Raw genomic sequence first — 26,153 nt, 5'->3', positions numbered from 1 at the left:
GAGCGGTCGCCTCGATACGGAGAGTGGCGAAAGTCGAGATACAAGCGTGCGCCGAGCGGTGGGTGACAACCGCACGGCGGGGTAGGCGCCCTTATCGCCCGTCCGGGTGAGCGCTACGGAGAACCACCAGGTGGACCCCCGTTTTCCCATATCGATCGTGCGTGAGTACGTTCGGATGCACCCGACGGGCAGGCCCCGCGGGGGGCGGAATGTGGCCCCGGACCCACCCGGTGCCGCGCAAGTCGTACGGACAGAACGACGGAGGAGACCGTGGCCCTTCCCCAGCTGACCGAGGAACAGCGCGCTGCCGCGTTGGAGAAGGCGGCCGCGGCGCGTCGGACCCGGGCCGAGCTGAAGGACCGCCTCAAGCGTGGCGGCACCACCATCGAGGAGGTCCTCACGCAGTCCGACAGCGACGAGGTCCTCGGCAAGATGAAGGTCTCGGCACTGCTCGAGGCCATGCCCGGTGTCGGCAAGGTCCGCGCCGCGCAGATCATGGAGCGACTGGAAATCGCCCCGAGCCGCCGGCTCCGGGGCCTGGGCGACCGGCAGCGCAAGGCGCTGCTCGCCGACTTCGAGTCGTGACTCGGTTCGTCACCGAGCTGCGGGCGTGACGTCCACGTCGCACGACCCCCGGAGGGGCCGGCTGATCGTCCTTGCCGGCCCCTCCGGCGTCGGCAAGAGCAGCGTGGTGGCAGGCCTGCGGACCGCGCTGCCCACGCTGTACTTCAGCGTGTCGGCGACCACCCGCGACCCCCGGGCCGGCGAGGTCGACGGACGCGACTACCGGTTCGTCGGTCCGGCCGGCTTCGACGAGCTGATCGCCCGCGGCGAGCTGCTCGAGTGGGCCGAGATCCACGGCGGGCTGCAGCGGTCGGGCACGCCGCGGGCGCCCGTCGAGCAGGCGCTGGACGCGGGGCGGCCGGTGCTCGTGGAGGTCGATCTGCAGGGTGCGCGTGCGGTCAAGGCGGCGATGCCGGAGTCGATCACCGTCTTCCTCGCACCGCCGTCGTTCGACGAGCTCGTCCGGCGCCTGCGGGGCCGCGGTACCGAGACCGACGCCCAGCTCGCCCGCCGCATCGACACCGCCCAGGAGGAGATCGCCTCCTGCCACGAGTTCGACGTGGTGGTGGTGAACGACGACCTGCAGGCAGTCGTCGCCACGTTGGTAGAGTTGATGGTCGGTCCCGGCTCCGGTGCCGCTGCTCCCCGGAACAGCGCCGCCGTTCCGGCCGGTGCACCCCCGATCACAGGAGTTCCTGAGTGAGCATGCCGCTGACCAGCGCCCCCACGGGCGCGCTTCCCGAGGGCATCACCAACCCGCCGATCGACGACCTGCTCGACCAGGTCTCGTCGAAGTACGCGCTGGTGATCTACGCCGCCAAGCGAGCCCGGCAGATCAACGACTACTACTCGCAGCTCGGCGAGGGCCTGCTCGAGTACGTCGGCCCGCTCGTCGAGCCGGGCCCGCGCGAGAAGCCGCTGTCCATCGCCATGCGCGAGATCCAGGCCGGCCTCCTCGAGCACACCGAGGGCGCCGAGTAGCGCGCGGGCGCGTCGGCCCGGACGGGGCGAGGTGGACGGGACGCGGCCCCGTGTTCTGCTCGGGGTCGCCGGCGGCATCGCCGCCTACAAGGCGTGCGAGCTGCTCCGGCGGCTGACCGAGAGCGGGCACTCGGTCCGGGTGCTGCCCACCGCGTCCGCGTTGCAGTTCGTCGGTGCGGCCACGTTCGAGGCCCTTTCCGGGCTGCCCGTGCACACCGGGGTGTTCGCGGACGTCCCGGCGGTCCCGCACGTCAAGCTCGGCCAGGAGGCCGACCTGGTCGTCGTCGCCCCGGCGACGGCGGATCTGATGTCCCGCGCGGCGCACGGGCGCGCGGACGACCTGCTCACCGCGGCGTTGCTGACGGCGCGCTGCCCCGTGCTCTTCGTGCCCGCGATGCACACCGAGATGTGGGAGCACCCGGCGACGCGCGACAACGTGTCGCTGCTGCGCCGCCGCGGCGCGGTCGTCATGGAGCCGGCCTCGGGCCGGCTCACCGGCCGTGACACCGGGCCGGGGCGCCTCCCCGAGCCCGCCGAGATCGCCGAGTTCGCCCGGCTGCTGCTGGAGCGGTCCGACGCGCTGCCCCGCGACCTCGCGGGCCGGCGGGTGGTGGTGTCCGCGGGTGGCACCCGTGAGGCACTCGATCCGGTCCGCTACCTCGGCAACCGCTCGTCGGGCCGCCAGGGCTACGCGCTCGCCCGGGTCGCGGCGCAGCGCGGTGCGTCGGTGACGCTCGTGGCCGCGCACACCGCGGACCTGGGCGACCCGGCCGCGGTGGACGTGGTGCGCGCCAGCTCGGCCCGCGAGCTGCGGGAGGCGGTGCTCGCGGCCGCGAAGGGCGCCGACGCCGTGGTCATGGCGGCGGCGGTCGCCGACTTCCGGCCCACGGCCTTCGCGGCCAACAAGATCAAGAAAGGGTCGGCGGACCCGGAGCCCCTGACCCTGACCCGCAACCCGGACATCCTCGTCGAGCTCACCGGCACCCGCGAGCCCGGCCAGGTGATCGTCGGGTTCGCCGCCGAGACCGGCGACGACACCGGCGACGTCCTGCACCACGGCCGGGCCAAGCTCGCCCGCAAGGGTGCGGACCTCCTGGTGGTCAACGCGGTCGGCGACGGCCGCGCGTTCGAGGTGCCGGACAACGCGGGCTGGCTGCTCGGGGCCGACGGCAGCGAGGTGGAGCTGCCGTCGGGCTCGAAGGGTCTGCTGGCGTCCCGGGTGTGGGACGCCGTCGCCGCACGACTGCGTACCGGCTGAACCGCCCGGGTCAGCGGAGCAGACCGGCCACGTCCTGGCCCCCGACGCGCGCCGATCCCGGGCGCTCCGACTCACTGCCGGAGTCGGCCCGCTCGCGCGAGTTGCCCTCGCTCGAGCCCCGGTCGCCCGCGGTCTCGTCGCTGGGGGCCCGCTCGCTCGACGAGCTGCTCGCGGACTCGCTCGCCGAGGAGCTGTCGTCCGACGAGTCGGCCGCCGCCTCACCGCTCCGGTCCGCGGCGGGTGTCGCGGGCGCCGGGGCCTGGTCGGCCTTGATGAAGTCGCGCGACGCCCAGCCGCGGAGGTTCTCGAGGTACGCCCAGCCCTCCTTCTCCGGCCCGATCGTGACCTGGGTGCCGGCCTCGCACATCGCGACGATCCGCGAGTTGACGTCGGCCTCCTCGCGGACGTTGACGTTTTGCAGGCAGTGGCCGGGCTCGTCGGCGGACGCGGTGCCCGCGGCGACCGCCATGAAGGTCGCCGTGCCGGCGGCCACGACGGCACCGACGGCCGCGACCGTGCGGGTGGAACGGGTGCTCAGGTTCATGTGCTCGTCCTCTGCGGAAATCGGACGGAATGCCGTTCGGCACCCCGCGCAGCCCAACGAGCGTGTCCGTTACCGATTCGCCACCTCGGTCGTGGATCACCGGAAGTGGTGACGAACGTCGCCGGACGCTGCGGTGGGTGAGCAACGGCCGGACACCCGTAACCTTGAGGACACCGGGGACGAGAACCGGACGGCACACTCGACGACGGCGTGGGGTCCGTGGCCGGGTGCGGATTACGCTCCGGTGCGGTTCAGCGCAGATGAGGACGGAGCACGGCGTGGCGAATGCAGGTCGGCGGTTGTTCACCAGCGAGTCGGTGACCGAGGGTCATCCGGACAAGATGTGCGACGCGATCAGCGACAGCATCCTCGACGCGCTGCTCGAGCAGGACCGGCGGAGCCGGGTGGCGGTCGAGACCATGGTGACCACCGGTCAGGTGCACGTCGCCGGCGAGGTGACCACGAGTGGTTACGTCGACATCCCGGGGCTCGTGCGCGACCGGATCCTGGAGATCGGGTACGACTCGTCGGCCAAGGGTTTCGACGGCGCCTCGTGCGGTGTGAACGTCGCGATCGGCGCGCAGTCGGCCGACATCGCGCAGGGCGTCGACACCGCCTACGAGGCCCGCGTGGAGAGCGCGGACGACGAGATCGACCGGCAGGGTGCCGGTGACCAGGGCCTGATGTTCGGCTACGCCAACACGGACACCCCCGAGCTGCTCCCGCTGCCGATCGCGCTCGCCCACCGGCTGGCCCGCCGGCTGACCGAGGCGCGCAAGCGGGGCGTGCTGCCCTACCTGCGCCCGGACGGCAAGACGCAGGTCACGATCGAGTACGACGGCGACAAGGCCGTGCGCCTGGACACCGTGGTGGTCTCCACGCAGCACGCGGCGGACATCGACCTCGACGCGATGCTCGCGCCGGACATCCGCGAGCACGTCGTGATGCCGGAGATCGCCGAGCTCGCACTCGACTGCACGGACGTGCGGCTGCTGGTCAACCCGACCGGCCGGTTCGTCGTCGGCGGCCCGATGGGCGACGCGGGCCTGACCGGCCGCAAGATCATCGTCGACACCTACGGCGGCTTCGCCCGACACGGCGGCGGCGCGTTCTCGGGCAAGGACCCGTCGAAGGTGGACAGGTCGGCCGCGTACGCGATGCGCTGGGTGGCGAAGAACGCGGTGGCGGCCGGGCTGGCCGACCGGATCGAGGTCCAGGTGGCCTACGCCATCGGCAAGGCCGCGCCGGTGGGGCTGTTCGTGGAGACGTTCGGCACCGAGCGGGTCGACCCGCTGCGGATCCAGAGCGCGATCACCGAGGTGTTCGACCTGCGGCCGGCCGCGATCATCCGGGACCTGGACCTGCTGCGCCCGATCTACGCGCCGACCGCGGCGTACGGCCACTTCGGCCGCACGGACCTCGACCTGCCGTGGGAGCGCACGGACCGCGCCGAGGCCCTGCGGTCAGCCGCGAACGCCTGACAGCGCTGTGAGTTTCACCACCGGAGGCTTCACCACCGGCGGCCCGTCGCGCGGAGGCGTCACCGTCTCGCGCGCGGCGGACCCGCCTGACCTGCCGGGCCCGCCGACGCTGCGGTTCGTCGCGCCGGGATCGGTGACGGCCGGGCGGTACGGGCTGTTCGAGTACGCGATGGGTCCGCGCTCGCCGGGGCCCGGGCCGCATGTCCATCGCACGTTCTCCGAGTCGTTCTACGTGCTCAGCGGCGAGTTGACGATCTTCGCTGACGACTCGTGGACGACGTTCGGCCCGGGCGACTTCGTGCACGTCGCGGAGAACGGTGTGCACGGCTTCCGCAACGACGCCGATGTGCCCACGTCGTTCCTCATCCTGTTCGCCCCCGGGATCGCCCGTGAGCGGTTCTTCACCGAGCTGGCGCAGATGCGCGAGAAGGGTGTGGAGCTCACCCCCGAGGAGCGGGTCGCGTTCTACGCCCGCCACGACCAGGTGAACCTGGCCTAGCCGCTCCCAGTACCTCGCGCGGTCTCCCGGGCTCCGCGCGCGTCGGAACGCCGGTACCGGCCGGACGCGGCGCGCGAAGTGGCGGGTGATCGCCGACGGGCCGGGCCCGCGGGGCAGGATGCTGCCGGGCCCGGCCCTGCGCGCCGGCCCGCGGAGGAGGAGCGGTGACGCGAGCGACCCGGACGCGGGGGGAGTGGCGCCCCGCGGCGACCCTGCCCGTCGCCCGGATCGCCGTGGACGTCGCGCTCGCCCACCTGGACCGGCCGTTCGACTACCGCGTGCCCGCCCACCTCGACGACGCGGCGGCACCCGGGGTGCGGGTGCGGGTCCGGTTCGCCGGGCGGCTGGTCGACGGGTTCCTGCTCGAGCGGGTCGCCGACAGCGACCACGCCGGGCGCCTGGCGTGGGTGGACAAGGTGGTCTCGCCGGAGCCGGTCCTGACCGCCGACGTCGCGGCCCTGTGCCGGGCGGTGGCGGACCGGTACGCGGGCGTGCTGGCGGACGTGCTGCGTCTCGCGGTGCCGCCCCGGCACGCGCGGGTGGAGGCCCAGCCGCAGGTCCTGCCCGACGGCACGGGCACCGCCGCGGTGGGGGAAGGGACGGTGGGGGACGGGGCCGCGGCGTGGTCCCGGTACCCCCGCGGCCCTGCGCTGCTCGACGCGCTCCGGGGAGGCCGGGCGGCGCACGCGGTCTGGCAGCCGTTGCCCGGGGAGTCGTGGGCGGACCGGCTCGCCGAGGCCGCCGCAGCCACGGCCGGAGCCGGCCGGGGTGCGCTGCTCGTGGTGCCGGACCAGCGCGACGTCGCCGCGCTGCACGCGGCGTGCGTGGCGCAGCTGGGGGAGCAGGCCGTGGTGGCGCTGACCGCCGAGCTGGGCCCCGCCGAGCGGTACCGGCGCTGGCTGGCGGTGCGCCGCGGTGCGGCGCGGGTGGTGGTGGGGACCCGATCGGCCGTCTTCGCCCCCGTGGAGCGGCTCGGGCTGGTGGCGGTGTGGGACGACGGCGACGACCTGCACGCGGAGCCCCGCGCGCCCTACCCCCACGTCCGGGACGTGCTGGTGCTGCGGGCGCACGCGGCCGGCGCGGCACTGCTCGTCGGCGGGTTCGCCCGGACGGCCGAGGCGCAGGTGCTGGTCGCTTCGGGCTGGGCGCAGGAGGTCGTGGCCGACCGGGCGACCGTCCGGGCCGCGGCGCCGCGGGTCACGGCGATGAACGAGACCGGGAACCAGCTCGCGCGTGATCCCGACCAGGCCGCGAGCCGGCTGCCGGTCGTGGCGTTCGAGGCGGCCCGGACGGCGCTGGCCGCGGGCAGACCAGTGCTGGTCCAGGTTCCGCGGGCCGGGTACCTGCCGTGGCTGGCGTGTGCGCAGTGCCGGGAGACCGCCCGCTGCCGACACTGCGCGGGGCCACTCGCGCTGCCGGGCGGGGCACGGACGTCCGCGGACGGGGGAGGCGGAGCCCCCGGTGCGGGGCTGCCGCAGTGCCGCTGGTGCGGCCGTGCGGAGCCGGCGTTCCGCTGCCCGGCCTGCGCGTCGCGGCGGCTTCGCGCCGGCGTGGTGGGGGCCGGGCGGACGGCCGAGGAGCTGGGACGCGCCTTCCCCGGGGCGACGGTCCGGACGTCGGGCGGCAGTGCGCCGGTGCTGGACCGGGTGCCCGGACGGCCCGACCTCGTGGTGGCCACGCCCGGGGCGGAGCCGCCCGCCGAGGACGGGTACGGCGCGGCGCTGCTCCTCGACGGTTGGGCGATGCTCTCGCGGCCCGACCTGCGGGTCGCCGAGGAGACCCTGCGACGCTGGATGGCCGCGGCGGCGCTCGTGGTGCCTGCGTCCGACGGGGGACGGCTGGGCCGGGTGGTCGTGGTCGCGGACGCGGCGCTGCCGCCGGTGCAGGCGCTGGTGCGGTGGGACCCGGCGTGGCATGCCGCCACCGAGCTGGCCGCGCGGACCGAGGTCGGGTTCCCGCCCGCGGTGCGGATGGCGTCCGTCGAGGGCGCGGCCCCGGCCGTCGCCGAGGTCGTCGAGGCCCTGCTGGGCCCGGACGCCCTGCTCGGCTCGGACACCCTGCTCGATCCGCGTGCGGTGTCCGGGCTGGGCCCGCCGGGGACCGAGGTCCTCGGGCCGGTCGAGCTGGATCCCGAGCCGGGAGCCGACCCGGCCGCGCCGCCCCGGGAACGCGCGCTGTTGCGCGTACCCCGCGCGGAAGGTCGCGCACTGGCCGCCGCGCTCGCCGCCGTCGCCGCGCAGCGCTCGGCCCGCAAGGCGTCCGACGCGGTACGGGTGCGGCTGGATCCGCCCGAGGTGGGCTGACGGGCGCCGCGGACCGGTGCCGTCGGCCCGACGTGGCAGAATCGGGAGCGTCCCTGCCGCGTCGCACCTGACGGCGTCGAGGTGCCGCGTCGATCCGTTGCTGGCCGCCCCGCGCCGGCCGCGACGGCATCGACCGAGGCGCCCGACCGGCGCACCGGCCCGCTCGTGTCGAAGGAGATCCGTGCCCGTCCAGCCCGTCCGGCTCTTCGGCGATCCGGTGCTGCGCACCTCGGCTGCGGAGGTGACCACGTTCGACGCCGAGCTGCGCCGGCTGGTCGCCGACCTGACCGACACGATGCACGATGAGGGCGGTGCCGGGCTCGCCGCGCCGCAGCTGGGTGTGGGCCTGCGGGTGTTCACCTACGACTGCGACGGCTTCACGGGGCACCTGGTCAACCCGACGTGGGAGGCGGTCGGCGACGAGGAGCAGTTCGGTCCGGAGGGATGTCTCTCGATACCGGGCCTCGCGTGGGACTGCCGCAGGCACCTGCACGTGGTGGCCCACGGGTGCGACATGTACGGCGAGCCGGTCACGATCGAGGGCAGCGAGATTCTCGCGCGCTGCATCCAGCACGAGGTCGACCACCTGGACGGCGTGCTGTTCGTCGACCGCCTGGACGCGGAGACGCGCAAGCAGGCGATGGCCGAGATCCGCTCGGCCGAGTGGTTCGGTGCACCGCCCGTGGTGAAGGTCAGCCCGCACCCGCTGTTCGGGAAGGTGCGATGACGGTGGTGGACGAACCCGCCAGCGGCCTGCGCCTGCTGTTCGCCGGCACGCCGGAGCCCGCACTGCCGTCGCTGCAGGCGCTCCTCGACTCCCGGCACGAGGTCGTGGCGGTGCTGACCCGGCCGGACGCCCCCGCCGGACGGGGGAGGCGGGTGGCCCGGTCGCCCGTCGGCGCACTGGCCCACGAGGCCGGGATCCCCGTGCTGACGCCGCGGCGGCTCGTCGAGCCGGAGTTCCTCGACACGCTGCGGGCGCTGGCCCCCGACTGCTGCGCGATCGTCGCCTACGGCGCGCTGGTGCCGCGCGCCGCGCTGGACGTGCCCCGGTCCGGCTGGGTCAACCTGCACTTCTCGCTGCTGCCCGCCTGGCGGGGTGCGGCGCCCGTGCAGGCGGCCGTCCGGCACGGCGACGAGATCACCGGCGCCACCACCTTCCGGTTGGAGGAGGGACTCGACACCGGGCCGGTGTACGGCGTGGTGACCGAGGCCGTGGCGCCCACCGACACCGCAGGCGACCTGCTGGGGCGCCTGTCCGTCTCCGGCGCCGCGCTGCTGGCGGCGACGGTCGACGGCATCGCGGACGGCACGGTGGTGCCCCGCCCGCAGCCGGTCGAGGGCGTCTCGCACGCGCCGAAGGTGACCGCGTCGGACGCGCGGGTCGAGTGGGCGGCGCCCACGGCGGCCGTCGACCGGCTGGTCCGCTCCGTCACCCCCGACCCCGGGGCGTGGACGACCTTCCGCGGCGAGCGGCTGGGACTCGGCCCGGTGCGGCCGGTCGACCCCGCCGACGCCCCCGAGCTCAAGCCCGGTGAGCTGCACGTCGAGAAGCGGCGGGTGCTGGTCGGCACGGTGGCCGCGCCGGTGGTGCTCGGCGAGGTCCGCCCCGTCGGCCGTCGTCCGATGCCGGCGCCGGACTGGGCGCGCGGGGTCCGCATCACGGCGGGCGAGGTGCTCCGATGACCGCCCCACGCCGCTCCGGGCGCCCGCAGCGGAAGGGCAGGCCGGCCGGACCGCGCGGTGCCGGGCCGCCCCGGGGTCGTCAGGGCCCGTCCCGTCCGCCCGAGCTCGACCCGGCCAGGATGGCCGCGCTCGAGCTGCTCACGGCCGTCCGGGTGCGCAACGCCTACGCCAACCTCGCCCTGCCCGCGATCCTGCGCCGGCACGGGCTGCGCGACCGCGACGCCGGGCTGGCCACCGAGCTCGGCTACGGGACGCTGCGCGCCCGGGGCCTGCTCGACGCCGTGATCGACGCGTGCACCGAGCGCCCGCTGCACCGCATCGAGCCTCCGCTGCTCGACGCCCTGCGCCTGGGCGCCTACCAGCTCCTGCGGACCCGGGTCCCGCCGCACGCGGCGGTCGACACCACCGTCGAGCTCGTCCGGGTCGACGCGGGCTCCCGCTCCGCGGGGTTCGTCAACGCCGTGCTGCGCAAGATCGGTGAGCAGACGGAGGAGGCCTGGGTCGAGCAGCTCGCGCCGGACCCGAAGGAAGACCCGGTCGGCCACGCGGCGCTCGCCCACTCGCATCCGCGATGGATCGCGCAGGCGTTCGCGGACGCGCTCGGTGCGCGGGTCGACGACGAGCTCGACGCGGCGCTGGCCGCCGACGACGCCAGGCCTGTCGTGCACCTGCTCGCCCGGCCCGGAGAGATCACCGCGGAGGAGCTGGCGCTGGTCACCGGGGGCGAGCAGGCGCCGTACTCGCCCTACGGCGTGCACCTGGAACCCGGCGGCGGCGACGTCGGGGACCTCGACGCCGTGCGCGAGGGCCTCGCGGTGGTGCAGGACGAGGGCAGCCAGCTCGTGGCACTGGCCCTGACCCGCGCGCCGGTCGACGGCGACGGGCACCGGTGGCTCGACCTGTGCGCGGGGCCCGGCGGCAAGTCCGTGCTCCTGGGCGGGCTCCTCGCCCTCGAGGGCGGGACCCTGGACGCCGTCGAGTCCGCGGAGCACCGTGCCGAGCTGGTGCGGCGGGCCGTCGACGGGCTGCCGGTCACCGTGCACGTCGCGGACGGCCGGACGGCGCCGTTGCCGGACGCCGCCTTCGACCGTGTGCTGGTCGACGCGCCGTGCACCGGTCTGGGGGCGCTGCGCCGACGCCCCGAGGCGCGCTGGCGGCGCCGTCCGGAGGACGTGGCGGAGCTGACGCGGCTGCAGCGGGAGCTGCTCGCCGCGGCACTGCGGCACGTGCGCCCGGGCGGCGTGGTCGCGTACGTCACGTGCTCGCCGCACCTCGCGGAGACCGTGGGCGTCGTCGCGGCCGCGACCGGCAGCCGCGGCAAGCAGGCGGCCGGCGGCGAGGGCATCACCGTCGAGCAGATCGACGCGCGGCCGTACCTGCCGGACGTGCCGGATCTCGGCCCCGGGCCCTCGGTGCAGCTGTGGCCGCACCGGCACGGAACGGACGCGATGTTCCTGACACTGCTGCGCCGGACGCGCTGAGCGCCACCGTCGCGCCGCACCCGGCGCGCCGGACGGCGGCACCGGCGCGGCGTACCCTCGCGGCGTGCACCCGATGATCGCCCCGAGCATCCTGTCGGCCGACTTCGCGCGGCTGGCCGACGAGGCCGCGGCCGTCGCCGGCGCCGGAGGGGCGGGTGCCGACTGGCTGCACGTCGACGTGATGGACGCCCACTTCGTGCCGAATCTGACGCTCGGTCTGCCGGTGGTCGAGGCGCTGCTGGCGGCCACCGAGGTGCCGATCGACTGCCACCTGATGATCGACGATCCGGACCGGTGGGCCATCGGGTACGCCGAGGCCGGGGCGCACAACGTGACGGTGCACGTGGAGGCGGCTGCCGACCCCGTGGCGCTGGCGAAGAACCTCCGCGCGGCGGGCGCTCTGGCGGGGCTCTCGCTCAAGCCGGGGACCCCGCTGGAGCCGTACGTCGAGACGTTGCGCCATTTCGACACCCTGCTGGTGATGAGCGTCGAGCCCGGGTTCGGCGGCCAGAGCTTCATCTCCGACGTGCTCGACAAGGTCCGCTCTGCGCGGCGCCTGGTCGACACCGGGCACCTGCGTCTGCTGGTCGAGATCGACGGCGGGATCAACGCCGAGACCATCGAGGCCGCCGCCGAGGCCGGCGTCGACTGCTTCGTCGCCGGCTCCGCGGTGTACGGGGCCGACGACCCGGCCCGCGCCGTCGCGCTGCTGCGCGACCGGGTGCGCGCCGTCACGCCGCACCGGTGGACCGAGTGAGCGGCCGCGTCGCCGCGGCGGCCCCTCGTCCCACGACCGAGGGTTCGTGACCGCATGACCCGGCCGCTCCCCGGCGTCGTTCCGCACGAACCCGCCGGCACCCCCGCCGACCCCGTCGACACCCCCGTCGACCCCGCCGTCGTCGACGCGATGCGCCGGGCACTCGACGCCTCGGCCGCGGTGCTCGGGACCACCAGCCCGAACCCCCCCGTGGGCGCGGTGGTGCTCGACACCGCCGGCGCCGTGGTGGGCATCGGTGCCACGGCACCGCCCGGTGGCCCGCACGCCGAGGTCACTGCGCTGCAGGAGGCCGGGCCGCGCGCTCGCGGCGGCACCGCGGTGGTGACCCTCGAGCCCTGCGCGCACCACGGCCGCACACCGCCCTGCACCGAGGCGTTGGCGGCCGCCGGCATCGCGACGGTCGTCTTCGCGGTGCGCGACCCGCACCCGACCGCCGGCGGCGGGGCCGCGGTGCTGCGCGCCGCCGGCGTCGCCGTGAAGGAGGGGACGCTCGGCGAGGAGGTCGCGCGCGGCCCGCTGCGGGCCTGGCTGCACACTGTGCGGACCGGCAGGCCCCACGTCACCTGGAAGCTCGCGGCCACCCTGGACGGGCGCAGTGCCGCAGCGGACGGCACCAGCCGCTGGATCACCGGCGCGGACGCCCGGGCCGAGGTGCACAGGCTGCGCGCCGCCGCCGACGCGATCATGGTGGGCACCGGCACCGTGCTCGCCGACGACCCCGCACTGACGGCCCGCCGTGCCGACGGCTCGCTGCGCGAACACAGCCCGCTCCGGGTGGTGGTGGGGCACCGGGACGTCCCGCACGGGTTCGCACTGGACGCCCCGGACGTGCTGCACCTGCGCACGCACGACCCCGACACGGTGCTGGCCGCCCTGCACGCCCGCGGCGTAGTGGACGTGCTGCTGGAAGGCGGCCCACGGCTGGCCGGGGCGTTCCTCGCCGCCGGTCGCGTGGACCGGGTGCTCGCGTACCTCGCCCCGGCGCTGCTCGGCGCCGGGCCTGCGGCGCTCGCCGACGCAGGCGTGGGAACGATCGCCGACATCAGGCGGTTGCAGGTGGACGAGGTGCGCCGGGTCGGTGTCGACGTCGTCGTGGACGGACGACCCGACGGCGCCGTCGACGGGGCCGAACCGGCACGGGCCTCGGTTGCCCGGTCGGAGTCCGACGGGCAGACGCTGCGGAAAGGGGCGGTGTAGGTGTTCACCGGCATCGTGGAGGAGATCGGCGAGGTGGTGGCCGCGCGCCGCACCGACGACGTGCTGGAGCTCACGGTCCGCGGGCCGACGGTGTCGTCGGACGCGCGCCACGGTGATTCCATCGCCGTGAGCGGGGTGTGCCTGACCGTCACGGCGCTGGAGGCGCCCGGCGCCGGTGACGGCACCGGTGACGGCACCGGTGACGGCGGCGCGTTCCGCGTCGAGCTGGTGCCCGAGACCCTGGCGCGGACGAGCCTCGCCGGAGTGGGGGTCGGCACCCACGTGAACCTGGAACGCGCCATGGCGGTGGGCGACCGTCTCGGCGGCCACATCGTGCAGGGCCATGTCGACGGTGTCGCGACGCTGCTGCGTCGCGATCCCGGCACTCGCAGCGAGGAGCTGCACTTCAGCCTGCCCGCCGACCTCGCGCGATACGTGGTGGAGAAGGGGTCGATCACGGTCGACGGGGTGTCGCTGACGGTCGCGGGCACGGACGGCGCGACGTTCCGGGTGGCGCTGATCCCCACCACGCTGGCGCACACCACACTCGGTTCCCGCGCCGTGGGGGATACCGTCAACCTCGAGGTGGACGTGGTCGCGAAGTACGTCGAGCGGCTCACGGTCGGGTACGTCCCCGGTGCCCGCGCATCCAACCAGGGCGCAGCACACCGGGGAGCAGGGCCCGTGTCGTCGGGCGACGACGCGGCGGAGCAGCAGGCGGTGGGATCGTGAGTAGTGAGGTGGCAGCCCCGGAGGCGGATGCGCCGGCCGGAGGCCTGGCCGTGGCCGGTGTCCCGGCGGCGGACGTCGGCATGGACGTCGGCATGGACGTCGGCATGGACGTCGGCATGGACGCCGGCTTCGGCACGATCGAGCGCGCGCTCGCGGATCTCGCCGCGGGGCGGCCCGTGGTGGTGGTCGACGACGCGGACCGCGAGAACGAGGGCGACCTGATCTTCGCGGCGGAGAAGGCGACCCCGGAGCTGGTGTCGTTCATGGTCCGCTACACGTCGGGCTACATCTGCGTGGGGCTCACCGAGGCCGACTGCGACCGGCTGGACCTCCCGCCGATGCACCACACCAACCTCGACAGCTTCCGCACCGCCTTCACGGTGACCGTCGACGCGAAGGTGGGGATCTCGACCGGTATCTCGGCCGCGGACCGGGCCCGGACCATCGCGCTGCTGGCGGATCCCACCGCAGTGGCCGGCGACCTGGTCCGGCCGGGGCACGTGCTGCCCCTGCGGGCCCGCGAGGGCGGCGTTCTGCGGCGTCCGGGACATACCGAAGCCGCCGTCGACCTCGCCCGGCTGGCCGGACTCGCTCCGGTCGGGGCGCTGTGCGAGATCGTCTCCCAGAAGGAGGAGGGCGACATGGCCCGCGGCGACGAGCTGCGGGTGTTCGCCGAGGACCACCAGCTGACCCTGATCAGCATCGCGCAGCTGATCGCCTACCGGCGCCACCACGAGAAGCACGTGGTGCGCGTCGCCCAGGCCCGGATCCCCACCCCGCACGGCGAGTTCGTCGCGTACGGCTACGACTCGCTCCTCGACGGCATCGAACACATCGCGCTGGTCCGCGGGGACGTCGCTGAGTTGAACGGCGCCGCGGACGACGGCGAGGACGTGCTGGTACGGGTGCACTCCGAGTGCCTCACCGGCGACGTGTTCGGCTCGCTGCGCTGCGACTGCGGCCCCCAACTCGACGCCGCCCTGGCCGCCGTGGCCGCCGAGGGGCGCGGTGTGGTGCTGTACATGCGCGGGCACGAGGGCCGCGGCATCGGCCTGCTCCACAAGCTGCAGGCCTACCAGCTCCAGGAGGCGGGAGCCGACACCGTCGACGCCAACATCGCGCTCGGCCTGCCCGCCGACGCGCGCGACTACGGCATCGGCGCGCAGATCCTCTGCGACCTCGGGGTGCGGTCGATGCGGCTGCTCACCAACAACCCCGACAAGCGGGCCGGGCTCGAGGGCTGGGGTCTGCGGGTGCTGGGCCGGGTGCGGCTGCCGGTGCGGGCCGTGCCGGAGAACCTGCGCTACCTGACCACCAAGCGCGACCGCATGGGCCACGACCTGCCCGACCTTCCCGACCTGCAGGGCGCAGACGACCTGCGAGCACGGCCCCGGCCGCCGCGCGGCCGCGCCGGGATCCCCTGGTGAGCGGTTCCACCGGGACCGGGGCTCGGTACCGTGGTGGCGACGTGACGGTGTGGAACCACATGCCGACGGGCAACCGGGAGAACGGCGAGGGAATGTCATGAGCGGCGACGGACGTCCGACCCTGGAGGTGCCCGACGCGACCGGCCTGCGCCTGGCCGTGGCGGCGACACAGTGGCACGCCGAGATCGTCGACGTGCTCCTCGAGCGCGCCCTGGCCGTGGCCGGCAAGGCCGGTGTCGAGCAGCCCACCGTCGTCCGGGTCCCCGGCACGATCGAGCTGCCGGTGGTGTGCCAGGAGCTGGCCCGGTCGCACGACGCCGTGGTGGCCCTCGGCGTGGTGGTCCGCGGCGGGACCCCGCACTTCGAGTACGTGTGCGACTCCGTGACGGCCGGACTGACGCGGGTGGCGCTCGACGAGAGCACTCCGGTGGGCAACGGGGTGCTGACCTGCAACACCCACGCGCAGGCCGTGGAGCGCTCCGGTGTGCCCGGGTCCAAAGAAGACAAGGGCGCCGAGGCGGTCGTCGCCGCTCTGGTGACGGCGAATGCGCTCCGCGCGCTGCGCGACGCGTCGCGGGCCGCGGCGGTCTCGGCGGGGGACTCCGCGGGATGACCCCGGGCAGGACCCTCCTGGGGAAGTACCCGCTGGGCAGGAACTTTGTGGGGTCGCGACACGACGCCCCGCTCGCCCCGGACGGACGGCCCCCGCGCGGCCCGGTGCTGGTGGTCCGGCCCCGGCGGGTACGGCTGGCCGCCTGGCTGGCCGCCGTCGCCGTGGTGGCCGCCTTCACCGTGATCGCCTCGGTGCTGCGCACCACGGACACCGGTGTGTTCTTCCGCACCGCCGACCAGGTCGCAATGGTGCTCCTCGGTGTGCTCATCGCCGCGGGCATCCTGCTGCTGGCCCGCCCGCGGGTCCGGGCAGACGCCGACGGTGTGGAGATCCGCAACGTCGGCTGGCCGCGCTACCTGCCCTGGGAGCTGGTGCGGGCGGTCTCGTTCCCCGACGGTGCCTCGTGGGCACGGCTGGACCTGCCCGACTACGAGTACGTGGCCGTGCTCGCCGTGCAGGCCGTCGACGGGCTGCACGCCGTGGAGGCGATCCGCGGGCTGCGCGCCCTGCACGCCGCGGCGCACGCCCCGGTGTCCGGCGATCGAGAGGCAGCGGACGACAGGGTGTCCGGCGACGATGGGGCGTCGCCGGGCCGCACGTAGCATCGGGACGTGCTCCGCCGCCTGACCGACGCCGCCCGCAAGAACGACGACCGGCCCCATCCCCGTCCGTTCCGTCCCGGTGCCGATGAGGGCGTGCGGATCGGCGACATCGTGCTGCGCAACCGCGTGGTGACCTCCTCCAGCCTGCTCGGCTACGGCGTGGCCAACTCGCCCCTGGTGCCCTACGGCATGAGCCCCGTGTCGATGTTCGTGCCGCTGTCGGAGTTCGGCGCCGTCACCACCCGGACCCTCACCGTCGAGCCTCGGGAGGGGCACTTCACCACCCAAGACCGGTGGCCACTGCGCGAGGTGCCCGGCCTGTTGCGCCGCTACGGCACGGTGCTGCGCCGCACCGACGCCGGCTTCGTGAACGCCTTCGGCTGGTGCAACGTCGGCATCGACGCCTACCTGCGCGACTACTACCCGCGCACCCGCGACCAGTGGACGATCATCTCCCTCGGCGGGTTCTCGGCCGCGGAGTTCGTGACCCTGATCGACCGGGTCAACGCCGCCGTGCCCGCGGGCGACATCGCGGCGATCGAGCTCAACGTCTCGTGCCACAACGTCAACTTCGACTTCTCCACGATCCTGCAGGACGTGCTCGACGAAGCGGTGCCGCGGAGCAACCATCCCGTGCTGCTCAAGCTGTCGCCGGACTACGACTACCTGCGCAACGCCGCCCAGGCCGTCCGGGCCGGCGTGGCCGGCCTCACCGCCATCAACACCGTGAAGGCCCTGCGGCTCGACCCCCGCACCGGCCGCCCGCTGCTGGCGAACCGCTTCGGCGGGCTGTCCGGCCGGGCCGTGAAGCCGATCGGGCTGCGGGTGGTCGCCGAGCTGCGCGACGCCGGGATCACCCTCCCGATCGTCGCGACCGGCGGGATCCGGACCGCCGACGACTGCCGCGAGTACTTCTGGGCGGGCGCGGACGCGGTCAGTCTCGGCAGTGCCGTCTGGCTGGCCAGCTACCCCGGCTACGCCCTCGCCCCGCTGCGTGGACTGGCGGTACGGCGGCTGCTGCGCAGCGTCGGAGGTCACGATCCGCGACGATTCCCCTCCGCGCTGTCGCACGACGGGGGGCGTAATGGGATGATCGGCGCCCCCCGGCGCTGACCGGGGCCAGCGCTGCGTCACCGCGAGCCCCCAGGCGGGTGCGGTCCACGGTCGTCGCGGCCGGACGACTGGCCGTGACGACGAGGAGGGCACGCGATGGCAGCGGAGACGGCGGACACGGCACCGGCCGTGCGGGCGCCCGCACGACGTCCCCGTGTGGTGCTCGTGGACGTGCTCGGGACGATGCTCCGGATGGACGCGCTGGGCAGCCGCTTCGTCGACATCGGGCGCCCCGCGGAGGAGGCGCGGCTGTTCTTCGCCCGGACACTGCGCGACGGCATGGCGCTCACCTTGACCGGCGACGCGCCGCCGTTCGGCGTGGTCGCCCGGGCCGCCCTGCGCACCGTGGTGGGCCCCGAACTCGCCCCGGATGCGGTCGAGCACGTACTGGGCGGCCTGCGCGAGCTTCCCCCGCACGCCGACGTCGAACCGGCGCTGCTGGGCCTGACCCGCGCGAAGGTGCCGGTGTACGCGTTCACCCACGGCGACCCCGCAGTGGCCGCGGCGGCGCTGGACCGGGCCGGGCTCCGCACCTATCTGCGCGAGGTGCTGTCCACGCAGGCCGTGCGGGCCTTCAAGCCCGCGCCGCGGACCTACCTGTGGGCGTGCGCGAAGGTGGACTCGTCGCCCGACCGCACGGCGTTGCTCGCCGCGCACTCGTGGGACGTGCACGGTGCCGTGCGCGCCGGGCTCGTGGGTGCACTCGCCACCCGGACGGAGGGATGGGTGCCCGACGTCGTCGACCCGCCGCACGTGTGGGCCGAGCGGCTCGACGACACCGTGATCCGGTTGCTCAACCTGCCGGCGTGAGATCGCGCCCCTCGACCTGCGCGGGCAGCCCACGTCAGGCGCCCAGCGCCCGGCGCCCGTGCAACGCGCCTGCGCCCAGATCCGCCCGGTCGCCGGCGTCGGCGCCGGCCGCGAACCCGCTGCCCGACAACACCGACCGCCTGCTCCGGCCGAGCAGCGGGAACGCCTCCGCGTAAGCCCGCTCGACCTGGCCTCTGCGGTCCGCGAGCACCAGAGCCGTGCCGGTCGATGCATCCGGTGGGCCGCTCGCGCCCGCCTGCTGTTCGGCGCGGCGTTCGGCGTCGGCGAGCCGCCGGTGGACCTGCACCGCGAACCCGTGCAGCCACGACCGCCGGTACGCCGCGACCGACTCACCCGGGTGCGCGGGCCGCTGCGCCACGAGCTGCGCCGCGGCCTGCAGGAGCAGCGAGGTGAAGAGCACCTCGACCCGCTCCCGGTCCGACGCGAACCCGAACACCGTCACCGCGCCGACCCGCCCGCCTCCCGCCTGGTGCAACACGGCCCGGCACCGCAGGGCGGAGGCCGTCCACCCGAGCAGCCGCGCCTTGCCCGCGCTGTAGGGGTCGGCCACCTCCACCCGGGTGGCGCCGATCTCGTCGCACCCCGGGTCGGCTGCGGCCAGGAGCGCCATGTCGATGCCGTGGCGAGCCATCAGCTCGACGGCCTTGTCCGTGCAGGCCTGCGCCTCTTCGGGTGTTCCCGCCCGCTCGGCCCGCGCCAGCAACTTGCGGATGCGCCCCAGCGTGGTCGTCGCGCGGTCCATCCCGGCCCCCTCGAAGTCGAACACCCGTTCGGTCGCGTACAGCTCTACCGGAGGGGACCGACAGTTTCGCCGCGGCGCGCGGCACGTGGCACGGATCCCCCCGCCCGCCCCCTACACGGCGCTGCTCGGCGCGCCGAGGGGCAGGTGCCGCCCCGGCGTGTCGGGCCACCGTCATACGCTGGGAGGGCCATGGCAGATCCCGCCACATACCGTCCCGCCCCCGGCTCCATCCCGGAGGAGCCCGGGGTGTACCGCTTCTCCGACGCCGCAAGCCGCGTGATCTACGTCGGCAAGGCCAAGAGCCTGCGCAGCCGGCTGAACTCCTACTTCGCCGACCTCGCCAACCTGCATCCGCGCACCCGCCAGATGGTCACGACCGCCGCCCAGGTGCAGTGGACGGTGGTGGGCACCGAGGTCGAGGCGCTGCAACTCGAGTACAACTGGATCAAGGAGTTCGATCCGCGGTTCAACGTCCGCTACCGCGACGACAAGACCTACCCCGTGCTGGCGGTGACGGTGGGAGAGGAGTTCCCCCGGTTGCACGTCTACCGCGGTCCCCGGCGCAAGGGCGTGCGCTACTTCGGTCCGTACGCCCATGCCTGGGCCATCCGCGAGACGCTCGACCTCCTGCTCCGGGTCTTCCCCGCCCGCACGTGCAGTGCCGGGGTCTTCCGCAGGCACGGACAGATCGGGCGGCCCTGCCTGCTCGGCTACATCGACAAGTGTTCCGCGCCCTGCGTCGGCCGGGTGACCGCGGAAGAGCACCGCGACATCGTCGACGACTTCTGCGAGTTCCTCTCCGGCCGCACCGACCGCATGATGCGCGAGCTCGAACGGCGTATGGAGACCGCCGCCGAGGAGCTGGAGTTCGAGCGGGCCGCCCGGCTGCGCGACAATCTCGGCGCGCTGCGCCGGGCCATGGAGCGCCAGGCCGTCGTGCTCGGCGACGGCACGGACGCCGACGTCGTCGCCTTCGCCCAGGACGAGCTGGAGGCGGCCGTCCAGGTCTTCCACGTGCGCGGGGGACGGGTTCGCGGGCAGCGCGGCTGGGTGATCGACAAGGTCGAGCCCACCGAGACGCCCGCGCTGGTCGAGCGGTTCCTCACGCAGTTCTACGGCGAGCAGGCGGCGCTCGCGGAGTCCGCGGACGACGCGGGCCAGCCCGTGCCGCGCGAGATCCTCGTGCCCGAGCTGCCGCCGGACGTCGACGCGCTGGCGGAGTGGCTCTGCCGGCTGCGCGGCTCCCGTGTGCAGGTCCGCGTGCCCCAGCGCGGCGACAAGCGCGCGCTGGCCGAGACCGTCGAGCGCAACGCCAAGGAGGCCTTCACCCAGCACAAGCTGCGCCGGGCCGGCGACCTCACGGCCCGCTCCGCTGCGCTGCAGGAGATCCAGGACGCGCTCGGGCTCGAGAGCGCCCCGCTGCGCATCGAGTGCGTCGACGTCTCGCACGTGCAGGGCACGGACGTCGTGGCCTCGCTGGTGGTCTTCGAAGACGGGCTGGCGCGCAAGTCGGACTACCGGCGCTTCGAGGTCCGCGGAGGCGCCGACGGCGGCGACGTCGCCGCGATCGCCGAGGTCACCCGCAGGCGTTTCCGCCGGCACCTGACCGAAACGGCGGACGGAACGGCGGCCGGGGGTAACGGCGGGAGCAGCCCGGCCGACTCGGGCGGTATCGACCCGCCCACCGACATTCCGCAGGCGCGCCCGGGAATCGACCCGACCACGGGCCGGCCGCGCCGGTTCGCCTACCCGCCGAACCTGTACGTCGTCGACGGCGGCCCGCCGCAGGTCGAGGCGGCGGCCGACGTGCTGGCGGAACTCGGCGTCACCGACGTCGCGGTCTGCGGGCTGGCCAAGCGCCTGGAGGAGGTCTGGCTCCCGGCCGATCCGGACCCCGTCATCCTCTCGCGCACCAGCGAGGGGCTGTACCTGTTGCAGCGGATCCGGGACGAGGCCCACCGGTTCGCCATCACCTACCACCGGCAGCGTCGTTCCAAGGGGATGACGGCCTCGGCGCTCGACGGCGTCCCCGGACTCGGCCCCTCGCGGCGGACGGCGTTGCTCAAGCACTTCGGTTCGGTCCGCAAGCTCCGGGCTGCCGGGGTCGACGAGATCGCCGCCCTCCCGGGCTTCGGGCGTCGGACGGCCGTCGCGGTCCTGACCGCGCTGCACGGCGCGAGCGGGGAACCGTCCGACCCGCAGGCCGTCGCCGGCCCGCTCACCCCCGGCATCGAGGAGAACGCATGACCGAGCAGCCCGAGCCTGCGGCACCGTCGCAACAGCCGCACGGCACCGAGGTGACGCTCGTCAGCGGGCTGTCCGGCGCCGGCCGCAGCACCGCCGCGAAGGTCCTGGAGGACCTGGGCTGGTTCGTCGTCGACAACCTGCCCCCCGAGCTGATCGCCACGATGGTCGAGCTGGGTGCACGCGCGCAGGGCGACATCACGCGCATCGCGGTGGTCATGGACGTCCGCAGCCGCGCGTTCAGCGCGGACCTTCGATCGGTGCTCAAGGACCTCGACGCCCGCGGCTACAAGCCCCGGCTGCTGTTCCTCGAGGCGGCGGACCCCGTGCTCGTCCGCCGGTTCGAGCAGGTGCGCCGCAGCCACCCGCTCCAGGGCGACGGCCGGCTCGTCGACGGCATCGCCGCCGAGCGCGCGCTGCTCGGCCCGCTGCGCGACGCCGCGGACCTCATCGTCGACACCTCGACGGTCTCCGTCCCGGCCCTGCGTCTGCTGCTCGAGCGGACCTTCGGCGAGGACGTCCCGCAGGCGACCCGGGTCAGCATCGTCTCGTTCGGCTTCAAGTACGGCCTGCCGATGGACGCCGACCTCGTGGTCGACCTGAGGTTCCTGCCGAACCCGCACTGGATCCCCGAGCTGCGCGAGCACACGGGCCGCGACGAGGACGTCCGCGACTACGTGCTGAGCCAGCAGGGTGCCGTCGAGTTCATCGACCGCTACCTGGAGCTGCTGGCGCTGGTCGGCGGCGGGTACCGGCGCGAGGGCAAGCGCTACCTCACCCTGGCCGTCGGCTGCACCGGCGGCAAGCACCGCAGCGTGGCCGTCAGCGAGGAGCTCGGGCGCCGGTTGGCCGAGGTCGACGGCATGGCCGTGCGCGTGACCCACCGCGACCTGGGCCGCGAGTGAGCAGTAACCGATCCGACCACGACGCGTCCGTCCCGCACTCCGTGCGGGGCGGCCGCCCCGCGCCGGGCAGTGATCGATCCGACCACGACGCGTCCACCCCGCACTCCGTGCGGGGCGGCCGCCCCGCGCCGGATCCGGAGCCCCTGGCGGCTGTTGCCCTCGGCGGCGGCCACGGGCTGCACGCCACGCTCTCCGCGTTGCGGATGCTCGCCGACGCCGGCGTCGTGGACGAGATCACCGCGGTCGTCACCGTCGCCGACGACGGGGGCTCGTCCGGCCGGCTGCGCCGTGAGCTGGGTCTGCTCCCGCCCGGCGACCTGCGCATGGCCCTCGCCGCACTCGCCGGCGAACAGCTCGCCACCGGCCCGTCGGACACGACGGCGCCCACCAGGCCTGCCGACGACCAGCCCTGGACCCGGCTCCTGCAGCACCGGTTCGGCGGCAGCGGCGCACTGGCCGGGCACGCCGTCGGCAACCTCCTGCTCGCCGGCCTCATGGAGGTCCTCGGCGACCCGGTCGCCGCATTGGACGAGGTTGCCGCGTTGGTCGGCGCCCGCGGCCGGGTACTGCCCATGTCGTGCGAGCCGTTGGACATCGAGGCCGAGGTGACGGGCCTCGAGGACGACGACCCGCGCCGCGCCCACCGCATCCGTGGTCAGGTGGCCGTCGCGTCCACGCCCGGCCGGGTCCGCCGGGTCCGCCTGCTGCCCGAGCGGCCGCAGGCCTGCGCCGAGGCCGTCGAGGCGGTGCGGTCCGCGGACCTGCTGCTGCTGGGCCCCGGGTCGTGGTTCACCAGTGTGTTGCCGCACCTGCTGGTGCCCGAGCTGCGCGATGCGCTCGTGGCCGCCCGGGGGCGACGGGTGATCGTCCTCAACCTGGCGCCCGAGCCCGGGGAGACGGCCGGGTTCTCTCCCGAGCAGCACCTGGCCGTGCTGGCCGAGCACGCCCCCGAGCTGCGGGTCGACGCCGTTCTCGCGGACACGGGCGCCGTACCGGTGCCGGACCGGCTGCACCGGTCGGCGGCGGTGCTGCTCGCCCCGGGAGGGCGGGTCCACCTGGCGCCGGTCGCCGCGGCCGACCCCATCACCCCGCGGCACGACCCGCGGGCCCTCGCCGACGCGCTGGCGGCGGTCGTCGCCGGTCCGGACCGGAGGCGGACGACGACGGCGGCGGCGTCGGCGGGGGCCGGAGGGCGACGCGGGACGTGACGAGCAGGGGGGACCGCACGGAGTGCACGAGGGGGAGCAAGGGGAGGGGCTGCACGTGGCGATGACGGCGGCGGTGAAGGACGAGCTGAGCAGGCTCGCGGTGACCAAGCCGTGCTGTCGGCGGTCGGAGGTGGCTGCCCTGCTGCGCTTCGCCGGCGGCCTGCACATCGTCGGGGGTCGCGTCGTCGTCGAGGCCGAGGTCGACACCGGATCGGTGGCGCGTCGGCTGCGCAAGGAGATCCACGAGCTCTACGGCCACGTGTGCGAGGCGCACGTGATCAGCGCGGGAGGTCTGCGGCGCAGCGCGCGCTACGTCATCCGGGTCGTCCGCGACGGCGAGGGGCTGGCCCGGCAGACCGGGCTGCTCGACGCCCGTGGGCGCCCCGTGCGCGGCTTGCCGCCGCCCGTGGTCTCCGGTGGGGTGTGCGACGCGGAGGCCGCGTGGCGCGGTGCGTTCCTCGCGCACGGGTCGCTGACGGAGCCGGGCCGCAGCTCCGCCCTGGAGGTCACCTGTCCTGGGCCGGAGGCGGCGCTGGCGCTCGTCGGCGCGGCCCGGCGCCTCGGAGTCACCGCGAAGGCCCGGGAGGTCCGGGGCGCGGACCGGGTGGTGATCCGCGACGGCGACGCCATCAGCGCCCTGCTCACCCGGATGGGCGCGCACGAGAGCATGCTGGCCTGGGAGGAGCGGCGGATGCGCCGCGAGGTCCGGGCCACGGCGAACCGGCTGGCCAACTTCGACGACGCGAACCTGCGTCGCTCGGCGCGTGCCGCCGTCGCCGCCGCCGCGCGGGTGGCGCGGGCGCTCGACATCCTCGGCGACGACGTGCCGCAGCACCTGATGGCCGCCGGGCGCCTGCGTGTCGAGCACACGCAGGCCTCGCTGGAGGAGCTCGGTCAGCTCGCCGATCCGCCGATGACCAAGGACGCCGTCGCCGGCCGGATCCGCCGTCTGCTGCACATGGCGGACAAGCGGGCGGCCGACCTCGGCATCCCGGACACCGAGTCGGCGGTCACGGCCGAGATGCTGGAAGAGGCCTGACCGGCGGGCCCGACCCGTCGCCGTCCGGGGTGCGGGCGGCCGGGACGGCCGGGAGGCCGAGGCGGCGCGGCTCGGCCATCAACCGGTGCGCCGGTGCGACCGGCCGCCCGGTGAACAGCTCCTCGGGCCGGCCGGTCTCCAGCGCCTTGCGGTAGGCGAGCGTCGCACCGCGCGCCGCCTCCACGGTCTGCTCGACGTCGACGTCGGTGTGCGCGGCGGAGATCACGTACGACTGCCCGAGCACGCCCCGGTGCAGGATCTCCTGCAGGAACAGGGTGCGCATCGCCTGCGACGGGTTCCCCACGGCGTCGGTCGTGCGGAAGATCTGGCACGACGGACGGCCCAGGACGGACAGGAACTCGCCGATGCCGGCGTCCGCCGCCGCGGCGTTGACCCCGTCCGCCAGCGCCTGGCCCTGCCGCTCCATCGCCGCCACCGGATCGGGGCCGGCCGTGGGGTCGGTGTAGGCGCGCACGACCGCGCGGAACGCCGCCAGGCCCGTGGTCTCGGCCCCGTTCGTGCTCGAGAGCAGGAACGCGCGCGGGCGGTCCGTCCGCAGGCCGCCGAGCTCCATGAGCTCACGCCGCCCCGCGAGTGCCGCGACCGAGAACCCGTTGCCCATCGCCTTGCCCCACGTCGACAGGTCCGGTGTCACGCCGTACACCGCCTGCGCCCCGCCCGCGGCCCAGCGGAACCCCGTGATCGTCTCGTCGAACACGAGGACGGTGCCGTACCGGTCGCACAGCGCCCGCACACCCTCGAGGTATCGCGGAGCCGGCTCGGCCAGGGCCGAGGCCGCCTCGAGGATCACGCACGCCACGGGCTCCGCCTCGAGCACGGCCTGCAGCGACTGGAGGTCGTTGTAGCGGAAGGTCCGCACCAGCGACCGCACCGCCGCGGGCACCCCGGTACTGATCGGAAGGGTGCCGATGAACCAGTCCTGCGAGGAGAAGTACGGCTGGTCCTGGCACATCGCCACGACGTCGCGGCCCGTCGCCGCCCGGGCCAGGCGCAGGGCGGCGCTGGTGGCGTCGGAGGCGTTCTTGCAGAACTTCACCATGTCCGCGCCGGGCACGACCGCCACGAAGTCCTCCGCGGCCGCCAGTTCCAGCACGGCGGGGCGGGTGAACGACACCCCGTCGACCAGTGCGGCGCGTACCGCCTCGAGCACCGGCTCGTAGCCGTGGCCGAGCGTGACCGCCCGCATGCCCATCCCGTACTCGACGAACTCGTTACCGTCGGCGTCCCACACCCGCGCACCCCGTCCGCGGACCAGCACGGGGGCCATGCCCTCGGGGTACTGGTCGGAGCCCTTCGCGAAGGTGTGCGCCCCGCCGGGGACGACCTCGTGCAGGCGCGCCTGCAGGGCGTTCGAGCGCTCGAAGCTCGGGGTCATCTCGGGTGTCGCCTCTTCTCGTCGGGGTGCACGCACGGTGACTCTCCACGATGACTCTCTCGTCGTCCGGGACGTGTGTCCCGCTTCCCGGTTGCCCGGATCGTCCCCGATGGGGGTCGGGCCCCGATCGGGCCGGGCCGGGCGCGCGCCGACCCCGTGTCGACCGGCGCGGAGCGGGTACGCCGTCCACGGCGCCGCAGGTCGCGTCGGCCCGTCGCGGAGACGACGGGCGACGTCGCGCGACGGCAGCAGGTGGCGGTGCGGGTCGATAGGGTGATCGCGACGACGCGACACGGCGGCGCACGACACCGTCACCGCGGACAAGACAGCAGAGCTGACGAGACGGGCTCGGGTCGGACGACACCGCGAGCTGCGAGGAAGCGAGGAGAACGCATGACCGTGCGGGTAGGCGTGAACGGGTTCGGGCGGATCGGCCGCAACTTCTGGCGTGCGGTGGCGGCGCAGAAGGCGGCGGGGACGTCGGACATCGAGATCGTGGGTGTCAACGACATCACCGACAACAACACCC

The 26,153-nt window shown here is 74.9% G+C and carries 26 protein-coding genes; 23 read left to right on the top strand and 3 right to left on the bottom strand.

Going from position 1 to position 26,153, the window contains the following annotated elements; all coding sequences use genetic code 11:
- Window positions 1-270 precede the first annotated feature (270 nt).
- Genes mihF through coaBC form a run of 4 tightly spaced genes read left to right on the top strand, consistent with a single transcriptional unit; the run spans window position 271 to window position 2,803 of the window.
- Window positions 271-585, top strand: a complete 315-nt coding sequence (gene mihF / locus RM445_RS24820; protein WP_311559251.1) for an integration host factor, actinobacterial type — start codon at window positions 271-273, stop codon at window positions 583-585.
- Between the two features lie 25 nt (window positions 586-610).
- Window positions 611-1,267, top strand: a complete 657-nt coding sequence (gene gmk, locus RM445_RS24815) for a guanylate kinase (protein ID WP_311559250.1) — start codon at window positions 611-613, stop codon at window positions 1,265-1,267.
- 2 nt (window positions 1,268-1,269) lie between these two features.
- Window positions 1,270-1,545, top strand: coding sequence for a DNA-directed RNA polymerase subunit omega (rpoZ, locus tag RM445_RS24810; RefSeq protein ID WP_311559316.1), 276 nt, complete (start codon window positions 1,270-1,272; stop codon window positions 1,543-1,545).
- Between the two features lie 31 nt (window positions 1,546-1,576).
- Window positions 1,577-2,803 carry a bifunctional phosphopantothenoylcysteine decarboxylase/phosphopantothenate--cysteine ligase CoaBC gene (coaBC, locus tag RM445_RS24805; RefSeq protein WP_311559249.1) on the top strand — a complete coding sequence of 409 codons (1,227 nt, stop codon included), beginning with the start codon at window positions 1,577-1,579 and terminating at the stop codon, window positions 2,801-2,803.
- A 10-nt stretch (window positions 2,804-2,813) separates the two neighbouring features.
- Here the strand turns inward: coaBC and RM445_RS24800 are convergent, their stop codons facing one another.
- Window positions 2,814-3,347 (bottom strand): SH3 domain-containing protein, encoded by a 534-nt coding sequence (locus tag RM445_RS24800; protein ID WP_311559248.1) that lies wholly within the window; start codon window positions 3,345-3,347, stop codon window positions 2,814-2,816.
- A gap of 278 nt (window positions 3,348-3,625) precedes the next feature.
- Between RM445_RS24800 and metK the strand changes: the two genes are divergently transcribed.
- The 14 genes from metK (at window position 3,626) to RM445_RS24730 (ending at window position 18,069) form a co-directional block, all read left to right on the top strand.
- On the top strand, window positions 3,626-4,828 hold the full coding sequence (gene metK / locus RM445_RS24795) for a methionine adenosyltransferase (RefSeq protein ID WP_311559247.1): 1,203 nt from the start codon (window positions 3,626-3,628) through the stop codon (window positions 4,826-4,828).
- 7 nt (window positions 4,829-4,835) lie between these two features.
- On the top strand, window positions 4,836-5,327 hold the full coding sequence (locus tag RM445_RS24790) for a cupin domain-containing protein (RefSeq protein WP_311559246.1): 492 nt from the start codon (window positions 4,836-4,838) through the stop codon (window positions 5,325-5,327).
- Between the two features lie 164 nt (window positions 5,328-5,491).
- Window positions 5,492-7,630: a primosomal protein N' gene (locus RM445_RS24785; RefSeq protein ID WP_311559245.1), complete on the top strand. Its 2,139-nt coding sequence runs from the start codon at window positions 5,492-5,494 to the stop codon at window positions 7,628-7,630.
- Between the two features lie 181 nt (window positions 7,631-7,811).
- The gene (gene def / locus RM445_RS24780) at window positions 7,812-8,357 is read left to right on the top strand and encodes a peptide deformylase (RefSeq protein WP_311559244.1); all 546 of its coding nucleotides are present in this window, start codon (window positions 7,812-7,814) and stop codon (window positions 8,355-8,357) included.
- Window positions 8,358-8,383: 26 nt separating this feature from the next.
- Window positions 8,384-9,316: a methionyl-tRNA formyltransferase gene (gene fmt / locus RM445_RS24775; protein ID WP_311559315.1), complete on the top strand. Its 933-nt coding sequence runs from the start codon at window positions 8,384-8,386 to the stop codon at window positions 9,314-9,316.
- The gene (locus tag RM445_RS24770) at window positions 9,313-10,797 is read left to right on the top strand and encodes an RsmB/NOP family class I SAM-dependent RNA methyltransferase (RefSeq protein WP_311559243.1); all 1,485 of its coding nucleotides are present in this window, start codon (window positions 9,313-9,315) and stop codon (window positions 10,795-10,797) included. Before fmt ends, RM445_RS24770 begins: the two co-directional genes overlap by 4 nt.
- A gap of 73 nt (window positions 10,798-10,870) precedes the next feature.
- Window positions 10,871-11,554 (top strand): ribulose-phosphate 3-epimerase, encoded by a 684-nt coding sequence (rpe, locus tag RM445_RS24765; protein ID WP_311559314.1) that lies wholly within the window; start codon window positions 10,871-10,873, stop codon window positions 11,552-11,554.
- A 150-nt stretch (window positions 11,555-11,704) separates the two neighbouring features.
- Window positions 11,705-12,772, top strand: coding sequence for a bifunctional diaminohydroxyphosphoribosylaminopyrimidine deaminase/5-amino-6-(5-phosphoribosylamino)uracil reductase RibD (gene ribD / locus RM445_RS24760; RefSeq protein ID WP_311559313.1), 1,068 nt, complete (start codon window positions 11,705-11,707; stop codon window positions 12,770-12,772).
- Entirely contained in the window at window positions 12,773-13,504 is a 732-nt protein-coding gene (locus RM445_RS24755) for a riboflavin synthase (protein WP_311559242.1), read from the top strand. It abuts the gene before it with no gap.
- Between the two features lie 80 nt (window positions 13,505-13,584).
- Window positions 13,585-14,931, top strand: a complete 1,347-nt coding sequence (locus RM445_RS24750) for a bifunctional 3,4-dihydroxy-2-butanone-4-phosphate synthase/GTP cyclohydrolase II (RefSeq protein ID WP_311559312.1) — start codon at window positions 13,585-13,587, stop codon at window positions 14,929-14,931.
- Window positions 14,932-15,028: 97 nt separating this feature from the next.
- On the top strand, window positions 15,029-15,544 hold the full coding sequence (ribH, locus tag RM445_RS24745; protein WP_311559241.1) for a 6,7-dimethyl-8-ribityllumazine synthase: 516 nt from the start codon (window positions 15,029-15,031) through the stop codon (window positions 15,542-15,544).
- Window positions 15,541-16,146, top strand: a complete 606-nt coding sequence (locus tag RM445_RS24740; RefSeq protein WP_311559240.1) for a PH domain-containing protein — start codon at window positions 15,541-15,543, stop codon at window positions 16,144-16,146. The genes ribH and RM445_RS24740 overlap by 4 nt, the downstream gene beginning before the upstream one ends.
- Before the next feature lie 9 nt (window positions 16,147-16,155).
- Window positions 16,156-17,259, top strand: coding sequence for a beta/alpha barrel domain-containing protein (locus RM445_RS24735; RefSeq protein ID WP_311559239.1), 1,104 nt, complete (start codon window positions 16,156-16,158; stop codon window positions 17,257-17,259).
- 96 nt (window positions 17,260-17,355) lie between these two features.
- Window positions 17,356-18,069 carry an HAD-IA family hydrolase gene (locus RM445_RS24730; protein WP_311559238.1) on the top strand — a complete coding sequence of 238 codons (714 nt, stop codon included), beginning with the start codon at window positions 17,356-17,358 and terminating at the stop codon, window positions 18,067-18,069.
- A 34-nt stretch (window positions 18,070-18,103) separates the two neighbouring features.
- Here the strand turns inward: RM445_RS24730 and RM445_RS24725 are convergent, their stop codons facing one another.
- Window positions 18,104-18,832 (bottom strand): DUF2786 domain-containing protein, encoded by a 729-nt coding sequence (locus RM445_RS24725; RefSeq protein ID WP_311559237.1) that lies wholly within the window; start codon window positions 18,830-18,832, stop codon window positions 18,104-18,106.
- 189 nt (window positions 18,833-19,021) lie between these two features.
- Here RM445_RS24725 and uvrC point away from each other — a divergent pair, with 189 nt between their 5' ends.
- The 4 genes from uvrC (at window position 19,022) to whiA (ending at window position 24,228) form a co-directional block, all read left to right on the top strand.
- Entirely contained in the window at window positions 19,022-21,079 is a 2,058-nt protein-coding gene (uvrC, locus tag RM445_RS24720) for an excinuclease ABC subunit UvrC (RefSeq protein ID WP_311559236.1), read from the top strand.
- Window positions 21,076-21,981, top strand: coding sequence for an RNase adapter RapZ (gene rapZ / locus RM445_RS24715; protein WP_311559235.1), 906 nt, complete (start codon window positions 21,076-21,078; stop codon window positions 21,979-21,981). Before uvrC ends, rapZ begins: the two co-directional genes overlap by 4 nt.
- Window positions 21,982-22,124: 143 nt before the next feature.
- Window positions 22,125-23,189 carry a gluconeogenesis factor YvcK family protein gene (locus tag RM445_RS24710; RefSeq protein WP_311559311.1) on the top strand — a complete coding sequence of 355 codons (1,065 nt, stop codon included), beginning with the start codon at window positions 22,125-22,127 and terminating at the stop codon, window positions 23,187-23,189.
- A 55-nt stretch (window positions 23,190-23,244) separates the two neighbouring features.
- Window positions 23,245-24,228, top strand: coding sequence for a DNA-binding protein WhiA (gene whiA / locus RM445_RS24705; RefSeq protein WP_311559310.1), 984 nt, complete (start codon window positions 23,245-23,247; stop codon window positions 24,226-24,228).
- Here whiA and RM445_RS24700 read toward each other — a convergent pair.
- Entirely contained in the window at window positions 24,200-25,624 is a 1,425-nt protein-coding gene (locus RM445_RS24700; RefSeq protein WP_311559234.1) for a glutamate-1-semialdehyde 2,1-aminomutase, read from the bottom strand. The genes whiA and RM445_RS24700 overlap by 29 nt on opposite strands.
- Window positions 25,625-26,017: 393 nt before the next feature.
- Here RM445_RS24700 and RM445_RS24695 point away from each other — a divergent pair.
- Window positions 26,018-26,153: glyceraldehyde 3-phosphate dehydrogenase NAD-binding domain-containing protein (locus RM445_RS24695; RefSeq protein ID WP_311559309.1), on the top strand; the 136-nt coding region annotated here is incomplete at its 3' end.

The organism is Pseudonocardia charpentierae (assembly GCF_031845345.1).
GTDB lineage: Bacteria > Actinomycetota > Actinomycetes > Mycobacteriales > Pseudonocardiaceae > Pseudonocardia > Pseudonocardia charpentierae.
Note: the sequence above shows the minus strand (reverse complement) of the source record. Positions and strands in the feature narration are given on the sequence as shown.

What these genes read in the sequence shown, in the direction of transcription:
- ribD (WP_311559313.1), top strand. Translation starts at nt 11,705, where the DNA reads ATGCGCCGGGCACTCGACGCCTCGGCCGCGGTGCTCGGGACCACCAGC.
- RM445_RS24800 (WP_311559248.1), bottom strand. Translation starts at nt 3,347, where the DNA reads ATGAACCTGAGCACCCGTTCCACCCGCACGGTCGCGGCCGTCGGTGCC.
- RM445_RS24770 (WP_311559243.1), top strand. Translation starts at nt 9,313, where the DNA reads ATGACCGCCCCACGCCGCTCCGGGCGCCCGCAGCGGAAGGGCAGGCCG.
- RM445_RS24700 (WP_311559234.1), bottom strand. Translation starts at nt 25,624, where the DNA reads ATGACCCCGAGCTTCGAGCGCTCGAACGCCCTGCAGGCGCGCCTGCAC.
- RM445_RS24725 (WP_311559237.1), bottom strand. Translation starts at nt 18,832, where the DNA reads ATGGACCGCGCGACGACCACGCTGGGGCGCATCCGCAAGTTGCTGGCG.
- RM445_RS24730 (WP_311559238.1), top strand. Translation starts at nt 17,356, where the DNA reads ATGGCAGCGGAGACGGCGGACACGGCACCGGCCGTGCGGGCGCCCGCA.
- RM445_RS24740 (WP_311559240.1), top strand. Translation starts at nt 15,541, where the DNA reads ATGACCCCGGGCAGGACCCTCCTGGGGAAGTACCCGCTGGGCAGGAAC.
- uvrC (WP_311559236.1), top strand. Translation starts at nt 19,022, where the DNA reads ATGGCAGATCCCGCCACATACCGTCCCGCCCCCGGCTCCATCCCGGAG.
- ribH (WP_311559241.1), top strand. Translation starts at nt 15,029, where the DNA reads ATGAGCGGCGACGGACGTCCGACCCTGGAGGTGCCCGACGCGACCGGC.
- rapZ (WP_311559235.1), top strand. Translation starts at nt 21,076, where the DNA reads ATGACCGAGCAGCCCGAGCCTGCGGCACCGTCGCAACAGCCGCACGGC.
- RM445_RS24750 (WP_311559312.1), top strand. Translation starts at nt 13,585, where the DNA reads ATGGACGTCGGCATGGACGTCGGCATGGACGTCGGCATGGACGCCGGC.
- rpe (WP_311559314.1), top strand. Translation starts at nt 10,871, where the DNA reads ATGATCGCCCCGAGCATCCTGTCGGCCGACTTCGCGCGGCTGGCCGAC.
- rpoZ (WP_311559316.1), top strand. Translation starts at nt 1,270, where the DNA reads ATGCCGCTGACCAGCGCCCCCACGGGCGCGCTTCCCGAGGGCATCACC.